Below are 14,411 nucleotides of genomic sequence, written 5' to 3' on the forward strand. Positions count from 1 at the left end.
AAAAATCTCGATATCAATTTATTTTTTGTTTAATTTAGTAGTGAAAAAGTGAGGTATACAAAATTATGGGGTACATATCTGCTGATTTAGCATGGCCAATTTATGTTTTTTTAGCTCTATCATCCGGCATACTGGTAACAGTATATTTTATTAAAAATTCTTCTAAATATCAGAAAGAGTTTACTTGGGGTATCTGCTTAATAGGTGCAGCAGCTTTTTTTGCTGGAATTGTTAAATTGATACTTGAATTTGGTTTTGTAAAAGTTTCAGCAAATTATATTATGATCATTGTCTTTGTAGGTGTTTTTATTGGATTACCCCTAATACTTGTTGGTACCTATAAGAATGCTGGTGAGGATAAAAAATTAAAACGGATAATTTGGCTTGTTGCATTGCTTTTATTTTTATTCGCTTTACTATCTTTAATAATTGTTATAGATTTTTATTTTTAATGAGTTCGCTTTCGCCAGACGAAAATCAACACTAGTGCAATTTAATTGCAGCCTTTTTATGAAGTAATAACCTTATGAATAATTCTAAGAAGACAAGCAACATGTTCCAATATTTGGAGGCAAGTTGCTTGTCTTCTTGTAATTTAGGTACTGATGTCATATTTAATTTACTACTTGAGTTTGAACACCAATCCCAGTATTATTCCCAAACAAATCTGAGTCCGCGTTGTAGGCGGTAAAGCATATTCTGCTAGTGTTCAGGTTCGTGAGCTAATAGGGGCAAAAGTGCAAAGTGTAATTACACATTGATTACATGGATGCGCAGAATAACTATTGATTAACGACTAAGCACTAGTAAGAGAGTCATCAGAATTAGTGGCTTTTTTATATTATGACTCAAGACTTGATAAGAAAACTAATATTTAATCTGGGAAATTCATGGTGATGGAGCAAATTCTTTAGACGATATACATACAAATTGTTAAAGTTAGTAAGTCTTTTGAAAGAGGTACATATAGCAGCACAAATTACAATTCATTATGGGAATTATGATACTAACGGAAATTTGATTAAAGTTGAAGCGTAGTGAACATAAAACTCGGCTAAATGGAATATGAGCCTGGCAACGGAAAATGAAATATTTAATAAGTAACGTACAATACGGAGCTAAGTAAATGAAAAGAATGTTTTTTTCTTATGAGTAGTCTTTTTGTCTGTCTAGCATTTGTCCACCCTCCAACGGCCTCAGCTCAGGAAGCTAGTACTGGTTACATATGGTCGATATGCCAGGACCGTTCAAAATGAGAATGTGTATACTTATAATCAAGGCACATTAGAGACAAAGATCTTTGATAAATCTATGAGTTAATATTCTTATGATGGAATGAAAAATTACTCAATTAAAGTAAAGGAAATTTTGCAAAGACATATCTATTCAGTACCTCCGCAGTCTCCTACGATATTTATATCAAAGGTGTCCCTGAAAATGTTCAAGAAGTACTTTTCCTAACATGGAACGAACTAGATGTGCAAGCGGAATTGATTTTTGGTGAGAAAGTTAGTAAGGGGTCTGAAAAGGTACAGTAGTTTTTGCAAGACATACCGGACAATTCATAATTATATAATTTTGGAGCTGAGAGTATTGAAAAAAATCAAATTATTAATTTTCTTATTTGTTATTATTAGTGTTTTGCCACAAAAAACCTACGCAAAAGAGTATTTTTATGACAAAAATGGTCGATTGGAATCAGTGAAATCATTTAATAATGCTGTTGATTTTTATTATGATTTTAATGGGAATTTAATGAGGAAAAATTCGAATGGTAATTTAATAAGAAATGGGAATTTTGAAATTTCTGATACTAGCAGTGGTACTGCGAATTACTGGAACACTTATTCTGGACCGGGTTTTCTACAACCAAAGAGTGAAATAGAAGTGAATAGTGTGGTAAGTGGTAAACAGTCTCAAAAGATAATAACCAACGGTGTGGGAGGATTGTATCAGGATATACAGGTAGGTGAGGATACTGCGTTTGAGTTAAATGGTCGAATAAACCTAAGTAATATGCTGAATGGAACGGTGATGCTGAGAGTTGATTACTATAATGCTTCGGGTAATTTAATCAGTGGAGAGACTCTTGCAGAAATAGGTGTGCAAAACGTATGGACTACCATTGGAGGAGCAATAAGAACGCCAAAGGGAACGATTATGGCAAGGATACATTTTCACGTTGCCTCTTCATCTGGAGGTACATTTTTGATAGATATGGTTTCAATGCAGAAGAGCACATATGGTAATTTAATAGCAAACGGAGATTTTGAGTCATCTCAAATGAATGGTGTGGGAGATGGTTGGGGAAAATACGGGGCTATTGGTGAATATCAACTCATAGCCTCAAATGTGACTTCCGGAGCCCAGTCTCAAAAGCTTACGATGACTAACGTAGGAGGTCTGTATCAGGATATAGCTGTAAGTGGGAATACTCTATATGACTTGAATGCTCGAATAAATATAAGTAGCTTGTCGAATGGAAAGGTTCAACTGATTGTCGATTATTTTGATATTTCGGGAAAAGCGCTCGGTGGAGAGGATGTAGCGGAAATAAGTGTGCTCAATACATGGACTACCACGGGTGCAACAATAGAGACGCCAGTAGGAGCTCGAATAGCACGAATTCATATACAAGTGACCTCTTCATCTGGAGGCACAGTATTGGTAGATATGGTATCTATGAAAAAAAGTAACAACGGTAATATGTTGGCAAATGGGGATTTTGAAGCATCCCAAATTGATGGTGTTGCAGATGGATGGGGAAAATATGGAGCCACAGGAGTATACCAACTTATATGTTCGACTGTAACCTCGGGAAAACAATCCCAAAGACTTGCGATGACTGGTGCTGGGGGCTTATATCAAGATATAGCTGTAAGTGGAAATACTTTATATGACTTGAACGGCCGTATAAATATAAGTAGCCTGCAAAATGGGGCGGTAAAGCTAATCATTGATTATTTCGATCGTTCGGGAAAAGCAATCAGTGGAGTGACATTGGTAGAATTAAGTAGCTTAAACATATGGACAACCATGGGAGGCACTATTAAAACCCCTATCGGAGCCGTGATAGCGAGGATTCATGTTCACATGGCATCCTCAACTGGAGGTACATATGTAGTAGATATGGTTAATTTCAAGAAAAGTACAGATGCAAATATGCTGGCAAACGGGGATTTCGAGGCTTCTCAAATCGGTGGTGTTGCAGATGGCTGGGGGAAATATGGTGCCTATGGTGATTATCAATTGACAACCTCAATTGAAGTTTCTGGGACTCAAGCCCAAAAAATAGTAATGACCGGTGTAGGTGGAATATATCAAGAAGTAGCTGTAATTGCTGAATCATCATATACTTTGAGCGGTCTGATTAATATAATAAGTTTGCCAAGCGGAGCAGTAAAATTCATTGTAAATTATTACGATATATCCGGAAGGTTGATTAGCGGAGTCACATTGGCAGATGCAAAAGTTTTAAACAAATGGACAACTGTGAAGGGAACATTAAAGCCGCCAGTAGGGGCGGTGACAGCAAGAGTTCATGTTCACACAGATTCTACATCTGGAGCCACATATGTAGTAGATAAGGTTACCTTTAGGAAAGACGAGATGAATTGAGGCAATAGTTCTTATTAGGACTTTACTACAGGAGGAGTATATCTCTAGAAAAGATATAACTTAGATGACTATTAAAAAACCTTAATTAGCATCCATAGTAAGTTTTGTAGCACGGAGATCAAGTTACACCTGTTATAAATTTCAATTTGTATTCGAAAAAATCATGGCATTCTTTAAAAAAGGGCATAGCTTGAATCACAAACGAAGCCAGCGGATAACGCAACGTGAGGAACTTCAGTGTCGAGTGAGGCCAAAATGAAAGCTCTCTAGGCAACCTTTACAATCAGTAGAATATTTGCTCAAGTGTCAAACATAGCATTTCTCTAATAAAAGTGTAATAGAATTCCATTATTGATTTAATTAAGAGTTTATATAACTGATAATAGGAGAGTTCAAATGTTGAAACGTATGACTACTCATCGTGTCTTGTTTACTGAAAATGAGGATTTAGTATTTGAAGACTTTCCGAATTGCTTACAGAAGTTTGTAAATGAGATTATCACAAAATCAAACTAGTGTTATGTATAGGGGGGTGGTGATTTGCAATGGAAAAATTGTAATGAGTGGGTGCCTACAGACGGCTTTATTTTAGAAGATGCAGCGATGCTTGTTGCTACTTGCAATACTAACAAATTAGTAATGGCAGGTCCTGGTTCAGGGAAAACAGAACTATTGGCACAAAGAGCTAGCTTTCTGTTAGAAACCAATACATGTATAAATCCCCAAAAGATACTTGCTATAAGTTTCAAGAAGGACGCTGCTCAAAATCTAAAAGACCGTGTTGAGCGGTAAAGAATTAGTGTCAAGATTTGATTCTATGACATTCGATGCATTTGCTAAATCGTTGCTAGATCGCTTTATGAATGGACTGCCTACCAATATTAAGCCTAATAAAAACTATGATATAGGTCAAAACAGTGAAAACAATGGTGTAAGTATCCTGTCTTTTTTAGCTATTTCAAAGTTAGCCACTGAACTTATCAGAACAAACCCTATGATAAAAAAGTCATTACAATTAACGTATAGCCATATTTTTTTGGATGAGTTTCAAGACACTACTACAATACAATATGAGCTTATTAAAGCCTGTTTTCTAGATTCTAAAGCTATATTTACTGCTGTAGGAGATAGTAAACAACGGATCATGCTTTGGGCAGGTGCAAGGAAAACAGTTTTTGATGACTATTCAAGTGATTTCAAGGCTACAAAAGAAATTTTGTTAATGAATCATCGGTCAACACCACGTCTTGTAGAAATACAAAAGGCCATGTATGCCAATTTAAATGAGAATGCAACTGATATTCAGTCTTCTCCTAAATGGGATAGTCAAATGGGTGAAGCTTACCTGAGATTTTTCTATGATGAATATGCCGAAGCTGATGTTTTGTGCAATGAAATAATAGATTTAATAAAAAATGGTGTTAAGACCAATGATATATGTATTCTTGTTAAGCAAACAGTGGATGCATACAGTGAGAATGTAATTAAACGACTAGAAACTAGTGGTATTAAGGCAAGAAATGAAACTGTCTATCAAGATTTGTTAAAGGAAGAAATTGTTAAGGTTCTGGCTTTGATTTTTATGCTTACTGCATCGAAACCAAATCCGCATGCATGGAGGTATATAAATAACTTTCTTTGTGAAATTGAATCGTTGGATGAGAATTCAAAGGCAGAAGAGTTTATTCGTATTGAAAACGAAGTGAATGAAGTAATTAGGACATTCTCTAAAAACATTCATGGTATTACCGATGAGGAGATCTTTAATCAAAATGTCGATATCATTCTGGAGAAATTATCGTATGACAGGCTTGCTGCAATGTTCCCAGAATATAAGAACAAAGCCTATTATTTGAAGATAATAATGAATTTTAAAAAGTTATTGTGGATGGAGTACTTGGTTTCAAATGATTGGAAAGTTGCTGTTGAGAATTTTATGGGTGAAAACTCAATTCCAATCATGACAATTCATAAAAGTAAAGGATTGGAATATCATTCAGTATTTTTTATTGGATTTGAAGATTCTGCCTTCTGGAATTTCACAAAGCAACCGGATGAAGATAAATGTGCATTTTTCGTAGCTCTATCAAGAGCTAAAGCACGTGTGGATTTTACCTTTTGTAGTTCTAGAAAAACAAGGTTTACCGACGTACAGAGTAACGAAAGAATAAATGAACTTTATGAGATGTTAACGAAAACGGGTTTGGTTAAAGAAATATATCACTAACAACAAGGGTGATTTACTTCTGGTTCATGGTAATTAACCTAAGAAATAGCTATACATTGCTTAGCTAATTTGGTTTATTATGATGTAGAAGATGGAATTATTAGGAAAAAAAGTGAGGATTGCAAATGAAACAATTGTAAGATGCGAAGAGAGTAATACTGAAATGATCATTCACGTTAATGTTTTTGATTTTTCTCTTACAAAATTGATTCAATAAAGATACTATGGGTTTTCTAATCAGCGTGAATTAACAAACAAGTTTTGGAGGTAAACATTGGAGAACTTACTTAAAGATGTTCACTCGGTTTTTAATAACATAAACAACTATTTCGTAGTTGAAGAATCAATGAAGGTTTGTGAAAAGTACTGCTTACTTGAGCATAAAATGAAAAAATGTATCGCAACGATTGAGAGTATCATTGATGTATGTATTGATCAAGAAAACAAGCTAGATCGAAAATTGATCTATAATTATTTTATAGAAACATCAATGTTAATGGATTTAATATTTAAGACTTACAATATTTATTATAAGAATGATAAGAAACAAAAGTATAATTCGTTCTATAAAGAATTTGAATCGAACTTAAAAGAACATGAAAAAGAACTTTTAAAGTTACAGTGGTATAAAGAAATTGCATCATTAAGGAATTTAAGAATCCATGAGTATGAAGACTTATCAATAATTATTGTGGATAATAAATTGTATTTTCAGCATTTTGATGAATTTGAATATCCAACAATTATTAGTGAGTATTCTGACGATAGATTTTATGTTAGCTTTCTCTATTATTCTGTTGAGAAATTGAATTGTATTCTTAATTTAATGAGCATAATATTTGACGTAATTGTAAAACGAAATACAAAATGGGGGACAGAAATTTTAGTAGAGAAGGCGAGTAAATATAAAGTATGTGAAGCTCATTTATTAATTAATGAAAAATATGATGCTATATTCAATAGAACAATTGAAATCAAAAACTCTTTGGATGCAGAAACAAAACAAATTTTAAGATTCTTAAGACTATTTGAACGCAAAGAAGAGAAACTAAATGGAATAGTTGATCTCATAGAAAAAGGTGAATTTGACGAATTGCCACTTTTCTATGAGCTTGAATCATATTTTCAACTTTCAATAATTAAATATAATAATAATCAATACAAAGATGGTATAAACTTACTTTGGACGTGTATAGGGAAACATTACAATTCTGCATTTCTATCAAATTTGATTTTTGGTTACATTAAATCACCAGATTTGATTAGTGATAATATTATGAAAAAACTAGATCATTTGATTGAGATAAATATTACTGAATGTTTAATGAATCAGCATTTTGAGTTTTTCTCTAATGCATCGAGTTATTACAGAAATACTAATCGAGAAAGTGAAGCTTTAAAACTGGCTCAAATTGGTGTAGAGCTTGAACCGATGGGATGTCGTGATTTAAATCTGCTATATAACTATGCTTGTTTATTACAAAGAACAGGTGAGCGTAGTAATATTAGCAAAGCAAAAAATGTTTTTTTAAGAATCATTGAGTTAGAACCGACGGATTGTGATTCGTATCACCATGTTATAGAATGCTGTTATTTGCTAGGAACATATGATGAATTGAATTATTATTTTAATGAAGCGAAGGTGTTATTTCCACAGGATGATAAATGGTTACAAATAGAATTAAGTAAGAAATAACATTTTAATAGAGCAAAGCAAGGATAAGATTGTTAAAAGATTGATCGACGATATGCAGAACAGATATATGATTGATGCCATGATTACTGGAACTCCGAACGACCGAGATGGAATAAATACACAGGTTGATATGTATGAGTAATGGATTCATATAATTTCAAAAGAGCTGATGATAAGCGGGATGATTGATAAAGAGCATGACAGAAAGACGATAAAAGAAATCGAAAGCATGAGCTTGTATAATATTCTTGAACTTCGTGATTTCTATATAAAGCTGGGCAATGAGGATGAAGTCTACTAAAGATGGTTTAACTGATCCGAGATAAAGACAGATGGAACTTGAAATGAGTTATCGGAAGTCAAAGAGTCTGGTATATTATCTGATGTTTCAAGTTGGCATAACATTAACTCTTCGTCTATCTGTTATTTAAGCCTTAAAATAACGCATAAATAGAGCAAAAGTGAATATCTGAAATTATTGCATGTAGGAATAAACATTGCTTCTTCACCGTGAATAAGTTGCAGATCAAGAGGAAGTAATTTATAAATTTGTCAGGTGTAGTAATCATTTGTAAGAAGTGTATTTCATAAAACGTTGTGGTTATATAATGGAGATCACAACGTTAGGTTTGCTTCCAATATACACAAGACTCTTGGCCATCTAAAACAATATAATGTAAAAATCTTGTGTTCTAGCCGAGCTCCACCACTGAAACATCATTAAGTGAATGTTAGGTGGCTTAAGGCGCTTATTTCATTAATAACACTTTATGTTCTATAAGTCGTAAGGTAAACTCCTCTACATCATATGTCTGCGATCACTACTCAAGCCATGCGGAGTGCGGAAATAAATAGTATTATTAATGGGGACGAACTGGGGACAAAACTCGTCACCAAGCATCCTATAAGAACTCAATAGATCTTATGACATTAGATAAAACCTATATATAATAAGCTGTTTTCGTAATTAATCTTACTATATCCTAGACCATCTCTATCGCTGGCAGCGATGAGGTCAGGGGTTCGATCCCCCTTGGCTCCACCAAACATCATATGGACTCTTAGCTCAGTTGGTAGAGCAGTAGACTCTTAATCTATTTGTCCAGGGTTCGAGCCCCTGAGAGTCCATCCTAAAGAAACGGCAGAAATGCCGTTTTTTTGCTGTTTGGGGAAGAGTGACTTTTTATTTGGTTTTGATCGTGGTATAGTTTGGGTAGATAAAACGTACAATGCAAAGAGAGTCGTGCGGAAACACGACTCCCAGTGCAATAGCCGCTTTTAAGGGCGGCGGCTCCGGAAGTTTAGTCAGGAAATAGACCGCATTCCTTTGCGAGAGGGCGGTCTATTTCTTTTTGAGGTAGTTGAGCAATGCAATAATGAACATGCCGAACATGAACATCAATGACAATTGCTGGCTCCAATTACAGACAATCCATATCTAAAGAAACAGCAAGATGCTGTTTCTTTTTTTGTTCCCATTTATTAATTATCATTAAATCCATTAAACTCCTGAAGCATTTGAATAAAGGTTTCAAGCTGTTGATTATCCCATTGAGCTATGCGCTCATAAAATATGAATTCCTTATCCTGCAGCGCATCAAAGGTTTTTTGTCGTCCAAGTTCAGTGAGTGTAAGAAGGATGGCTCGACGATCATTAGGAGAGTCTTCTCTTCTAACATAACCCAAATTCTCGAGTTGCTTGATGAGACGGCTGACTGAACTACGATCCATAGCCGTTGATTCTGCCAACACAGAGGCGCTTGTTGGTCCATAAGAGTACAGCCAACGGACTATATGGAAAGCAGCAGGCTGTATAGATGAATCGAAAGCGGCAGCAGTTCTGACATTTAGGGCATGCGAAGCACTAATGAGGGCACTAATTTGTCCACCTAGCTTCAGTTCTAATTGCCCTCTCAACGTGTCTTTACGTTCGGCATTCATTGTTTTGACCACCTAACCTTGTATTTTAAAGTTGTCATACATCTATTTAGTTGACATATGTCAATCATCAACATATAGTTGATATATATCAATTATATGATTTGGACAATACGCTGTCAAAATGAAATTGCCCCTGATGAATTCCTGATATAAAGGAGAATGTAGATGATGACAAAGCCGATTATTGTAATTACTGGAGCTACAAGCGGTTTGGGACAACTCGTTGCACTTGAAATGGCTAAGCGAGGTGCCCATCTTGTTCTGACTGCAAGGAGTAAAACGCGTTCGGAAGCAACTGGAAAAATGATAAAGGAGAGCGTACCAGCAGCCGAAATTAGTTTTTTTTACGGAGACCTATCCTCAATGAGGGATGTCACTAGGTTAGGACAAGAAATATCTAATGTTTTTCCGAAGATAGACGTGTTAATAAATAACGCAGGGCTTCATGGGTTTGAACAGCGGATAACTGCCGATGGATTCTCAGAAATGATGGCTGTGAACTATTTTGCACCATGGTTATTGACACATACCTTAGAACGTTCTTTGAGAGCAGCAGGAAGTGCAAAAATCATAAATGTTGCTTCAGAAGCTTCACGCCGTCATGGAGTACTAAAGTTGCCAGGAGATTTGCTCAATACAGCTTCTTTTACTTCCAGAGGATCTTCTGAGATTTATGGGAAAACCAAACTGTTAAATATTATGTTTACCAGTGAGCTTGCACGCCGCTGGGCAGGAACGGGAATCAGTGTTCATGCATTGAATCCGGGTTTTAACGTTACAGGTCTCGGGCGTGAACTTTGGTTTTCTTCGATGCTTAAGCACTTATTGAATTTCTTTCGTATTGGCGATCCTCGTAAAGGAGCGGAGATCATTATTCGTTTAATGACCGATCCTAAGTATCAAGAGAGCAGTGGGGGATATTTTAACGTTGGGACAGGCAATCCCATTGTACCCGTACAACCGGGAGGAGATAAGGTAATGGAAAATAAATTATGGAACGATACGCGAGACATTTTGCAGCAGAAAGGTTTATTTGGAAACTGATTTAATTAGTGAAACTAACCTCATGTCCGTTCGAATCACACATTCATGATCCTGCGGACTGTATAGCTCTTATTTTCTTTATTTAATGAAATTAGTCGAGTGATCGGACCGTATCGCACTTATTCCCTCATCAGTAGCAGTATTTTGCTTTTAAAAGACTAGATAAGTGCGTAGGAGTCCGATAGCTTGGGAAAACGCCTCATAATGAGAAAATAAGAGCACCTCGGTCCGTTGTATCTCAACCTTCCGCCAGTCCGACATTTTATAGTACTACGATCAGAAATAGACCGATCCCTTGTGAGAGAGGGCGGTCTATTTTACCGTTCCCATTAGTTACCGTATTCCTTCAAAAGCGTACCTCACCAACTGCTGCACATAAGCATCGTCTATGGGTTGGCCGGTCACCAGCAAGCGGTAGAATATCGGCCCGTAAATAAGATCGGTAACAACTTCAATATCGAGATTATCCTTCAATTCCCCGCGCTGAACACCTCGTTCCATAAGCAGCCGTGCCTCAAGCCGACGAGGCTGGAAATATCGGGTCCGATAAGCTTCCGCCAAGCCTGAATCCATCTGTCCTTCGCCAATGATCTCCGTAATGATTTTACCCTCTCGACTAATCAGGAACTGGGATAAGTTCGTTGCATGCATGAGAATATCATCGAATACTGAACCTGTGTCAGGTACGGGCAGTCTGTCCGCAGCCGAGGATAGGAATCCATCCATCACCACGGCAGCCTTGTTAGGCCACCATTTATATATCGTAGCTTTGCTGACCTTGGCACGATCCGCTATTTTTTCTACCGTAACTGCTCCAAAACCATTTTCCAATAACAAATCATAGGAAGCGGAAAGAATAGACTTCTCCGTCTCAACATTACGCGGACGTCCTCGTTTACTCTCCATCTGAAATCACCCTTTCGTTAATCTGTCTCCAATCAAAATATAAACTATACGTTCAGTATACTAAAAAATCCGGAAAAATAAATCACCATCGCCTATTTACAAAACGATACGTTCAGTATATTATTTAAACATTAATTAGTGAACTGAACGTATAGTATTTAAATTATTATGATCATCTGAGGAGGATTCACATGCAAAAAGAACAAGCGGCGAAAGAGAACCACATATCAAGTTGGATGATGTTTATGTTAGCAGCGGCATGCGGGCTTATCGTGGCCAATCTTTATTATGCTCAAACCCTTGTCGGACCTATCAGTGTCTCGACAGGACTTTCTTCTACAGCCGCAGGCTTGATCGTCACTTTAACTCAAATCGGTTATGTTGTAGGTTTGTTATTTATCGTGCCTCTGAGTGACATTGTTGAGAATCGGCGTCTCACGATAATCACGTTAATGGTTGCAGTGGGTGCATTGCTGGTTGCAGCTTTCGCAGCTAATGCGCCTTTGTTCCTGACAGCATCTTTGTTTATAGGAACCGGTTCTGTGGTAGCTCAAATCCTGGTGCCTTATGCCACCTATTTAGCGTCTGAAGAGCAGCGTGGGCGTGTGGTTGGTAATGTTATGAGTGGACTTTTACTTGGTATTATGTTTGCCCGGCCCGTGGCAAGCTTTATCACCAGCATCTGGGGATGGCAAGCCGTTTTTATTTTTTCAGCGGTCGTCATCACGTTGTTAGCCATTCTGCTGTCGCGATTTCTTCCTGAACGTAAACCTGCACCTTCGGTAAGCTATAGTAAATTAATTGTCTCTTTAGGCACCCTTTTAAAACAAACGCCTATATTGCGCCGACGTGCCTTATATCAAGCTTGTTTATTTGGAGCTTTTAGTCTCTTTTGGACGGTGGTTCCGTTGCGGTTGGCGGATGATTTTGGAATGTCGCAGCAAGGTATCGCATGGTTTGCTTTAGTAGGTGTTGGTGGGGCTGTTGCCGCGCCGATTGCTGGAAGACTGGCAGATAAAGGTTGGAGCAAATGGTTAACCGGGCTGGCCATGATCATTGCCACCTTGTCTTTTTTACTAATTCATCTTTTCCATAGCCACTCAACTTTTGCTCTCATCCTGCTCTTTATTTCCGCGATTACATTGGATATGGCCGTATCCGGAAATCTTGTACTCGGACAGCGTGTGATTTATTCATTGGGAAGTGAAGCGAGGGGACGTCTTAATGGGATCTTTATGGCGATTTTCTTCGTGGGTGGAGCCGTTGGATCATCTTTGGGTGGTTGGGCTTATGCCTATGGGGGATGGACCTTCGCCTCACTCATCGGAGTGATCCTGCCGCTATTGGCTTTGGTTTACTTTTTCACTGAAAAAAGATCAACTAAAGCTGTTGAATAAATCCTTGCTTTAAGAGTGGGGGTTAGGCTTACGGCAGAATAGACCGCTACCTTTGGTTAGGGCGGTCTATTTCTTTTTGAGGTAATAACGCTTGATAAACGTTAGTTATGCTCCGCTAACTGCACCTCAAACCCGTCCGGGTCCAGGATATAAAAGAACCGCAGGTGGGGATTGGGTGCGATTGGTCCGCGCGCTACTGGGATACCTTGGCTTTTTAAACTCTCCATCGCTTCATCAAGTGACTCCACTTCGAAACCCACAGAAACGCCACATTCCGGCTTCAAAGCCGGGTCACTTCCCTGAATAAGCTCGATCTTGGGTTGCCCCTCCAGACCTAACATGACGATCTGTTTTCCACTGCTCTCAAATCTACGCTCAATGGGTAGCCCCAGTATCCGGTTATAAAAATGAAGGGAAGCCTCCAGATCGCGGACCCGAAGCGTAATCCAATTCATACTCAATTTCATGGTTTGATAGTCTCCTCTGATGAATATTCTATATCGTATATTATACGCTATCATCTTGCCCGGAAACAGGGAGAATGGGAAATCAAGAACGTTTAATGAGGATAAAAGCCCGCAAAATCAGCTGTGCAACCAGTGGTTGACAGTATGTAAGGGGAGATAGGTAGTCAATTACAGAACGTTATAATATGATGAGCATGAGGTGATGGCGAATGGACTTTGCAAATAAATTGCAAAGCTATAGGAAACAGAGAGGAATGTCCCAGGAGAACTTGGCGGAGGTGATTGGTGTTTCGCGGCAAGCCGTGTCTAAGTGGGAATCAGGTCAATCCTATCCCGAAATGGATAAGATGATTAGTTTAAGTGAATTATTTCACGTAAGTTTGGATCATCTGGTGAAGGATGCTTCAAGCGATACCAAAGCAGAGCATGTCGCAAGCCCCGTATATGTAGATCTGAATTCCTTGTTTCATTATGAGTACAAAAGTAAGAGAACATGCTTTGGAATTCCTCTGGTTCATATCCATATCGGACGGGGGCTATACGTTGCCAAAGGGGTTATTGCCATAGGTAATGTTGCGATTGGTGCGGTATCCATTGGTATTGTTGCTTTGGGCGGATTATGTTTAGGTGCGCTTGCTCTAGGACTCATCAGTTTTGCAGGTCTGGCTCTAGGGCTTTTGTTAGCCGTTGGGGGCATTGCGGCGGGTACAATGGCCGTTGGTGGAATAGCATTGGGAATATTTGCTGTTGGAGGTTTAGCTGTAGGTATGTTCTCCTTGGGTGGTCTCTCTATCGCTTCCCATATTGCAATGGGTGGGTATGCAAGCGGGCATATAGCTATAGGGGATACCGTAAAAGGTGCTTATACCTTTATTACTCAAGATAATAATTTCAACGACATCAAGGGGGAGGAGGTAAGAAAGTTAATTCAGCAAGAATATCCACATCTTTGGAAACCCATTGTGCAGGTAATTATTTCAATTTTCAAATAGCTGATTAATTTGCGGAAATTTCTTTACGGTTGTTTCATATGGATATAATTTGGGTAATAAACGACTGGCGTTTGTCATATATTGATCCGGCAAAAATACTTGTTGCTCAGCAACAAGTATTTT

Annotated in this window: 12 protein-coding genes and 1 tRNA gene; 10 read left to right on the top strand and 3 right to left on the bottom strand. The window is 37.7% G+C overall.

Going from position 1 to position 14,411, the window contains the following annotated elements; genetic code table 11:
- Positions 1-65 precede the first annotated feature (65 nt).
- From MKY54_RS10205 to MKY54_RS10235, 7 genes are all read left to right on the top strand, one after another.
- Positions 66-452: a hypothetical protein gene (locus MKY54_RS10205; RefSeq protein WP_339190357.1), complete on the top strand. Its 387-nt coding sequence runs from the start codon at positions 66-68 to the stop codon at positions 450-452.
- Positions 453-1,593: 1,141 nt separating this feature from the next.
- A complete protein-coding gene (locus MKY54_RS10210) occupies positions 1,594-3,618 on the top strand; it encodes a hypothetical protein (RefSeq protein ID WP_339190359.1) in 2,025 nt (674 codons plus the stop codon).
- Between the two features lie 540 nt (positions 3,619-4,158).
- On the top strand, positions 4,159-4,410 hold the full coding sequence (locus MKY54_RS10215; RefSeq protein ID WP_339190361.1) for a UvrD-helicase domain-containing protein: 252 nt from the start codon (positions 4,159-4,161) through the stop codon (positions 4,408-4,410).
- Between the two features lie 25 nt (positions 4,411-4,435).
- The gene (locus MKY54_RS10220; protein WP_339190363.1) at positions 4,436-5,845 is read left to right on the top strand and encodes an ATP-dependent helicase; all 1,410 of its coding nucleotides are present in this window, start codon (positions 4,436-4,438) and stop codon (positions 5,843-5,845) included.
- 274 nt (positions 5,846-6,119) lie between these two features.
- On the top strand, positions 6,120-7,541 hold the full coding sequence (locus MKY54_RS10225) for a hypothetical protein (RefSeq protein ID WP_339190364.1): 1,422 nt from the start codon (positions 6,120-6,122) through the stop codon (positions 7,539-7,541).
- 169 nt (positions 7,542-7,710) lie between these two features.
- On the top strand, positions 7,711-7,842 hold the full coding sequence (locus tag MKY54_RS10230) for a hypothetical protein (protein WP_339190366.1): 132 nt from the start codon (positions 7,711-7,713) through the stop codon (positions 7,840-7,842).
- A 754-nt stretch (positions 7,843-8,596) separates the two neighbouring features.
- Positions 8,597-8,669 (top strand) — tRNA-Lys (locus MKY54_RS10235).
- A 354-nt stretch (positions 8,670-9,023) separates the two neighbouring features.
- Here the strand turns inward: MKY54_RS10235 and MKY54_RS10240 are convergent.
- On the bottom strand, positions 9,024-9,482 hold the full coding sequence (locus MKY54_RS10240; protein ID WP_076124930.1) for a MarR family transcriptional regulator: 459 nt from the start codon (positions 9,480-9,482) through the stop codon (positions 9,024-9,026).
- 165 nt (positions 9,483-9,647) lie between these two features.
- Here MKY54_RS10240 and MKY54_RS10245 point away from each other — a divergent pair, with 165 nt between their 5' ends.
- A complete protein-coding gene (locus tag MKY54_RS10245; protein ID WP_339190368.1) occupies positions 9,648-10,526 on the top strand; it encodes an SDR family NAD(P)-dependent oxidoreductase in 879 nt (292 codons plus the stop codon).
- Positions 10,527-10,859: 333 nt separating this feature from the next.
- Here the strand turns inward: MKY54_RS10245 and MKY54_RS10250 are convergent, their stop codons facing one another.
- Positions 10,860-11,432 carry a TetR/AcrR family transcriptional regulator gene (locus MKY54_RS10250; protein WP_339190370.1) on the bottom strand — a complete coding sequence of 191 codons (573 nt, stop codon included), beginning with the start codon at positions 11,430-11,432 and terminating at the stop codon, positions 10,860-10,862.
- A gap of 191 nt (positions 11,433-11,623) precedes the next feature.
- Here MKY54_RS10250 and MKY54_RS10255 point away from each other — a divergent pair, with 191 nt between their 5' ends.
- Positions 11,624-12,829, top strand: coding sequence for an MFS transporter (locus tag MKY54_RS10255; RefSeq protein ID WP_076184292.1), 1,206 nt, complete (start codon positions 11,624-11,626; stop codon positions 12,827-12,829).
- Positions 12,830-12,930: 101 nt separating this feature from the next.
- On the opposite strand, the gene MKY54_RS10260 is transcribed toward MKY54_RS10255, so the two are convergent.
- The gene (locus tag MKY54_RS10260; RefSeq protein WP_051491055.1) at positions 12,931-13,296 is read right to left on the bottom strand and encodes a VOC family protein; all 366 of its coding nucleotides are present in this window, start codon (positions 13,294-13,296) and stop codon (positions 12,931-12,933) included.
- Between the two features lie 209 nt (positions 13,297-13,505).
- On the opposite strand from MKY54_RS10260, the gene MKY54_RS10265 reads away from it, so the two are divergent.
- A complete protein-coding gene (locus tag MKY54_RS10265) occupies positions 13,506-14,288 on the top strand; it encodes a helix-turn-helix transcriptional regulator (RefSeq protein ID WP_339190373.1) in 783 nt (260 codons plus the stop codon).
- Positions 14,289-14,411 lie beyond the last annotated feature (123 nt).

The organism is Paenibacillus sp. FSL P2-0121, assembly GCF_037975345.1.
Lineage (GTDB): Bacteria > Bacillota > Bacilli > Paenibacillales > Paenibacillaceae > Paenibacillus_AQ > Paenibacillus_AQ odorifer.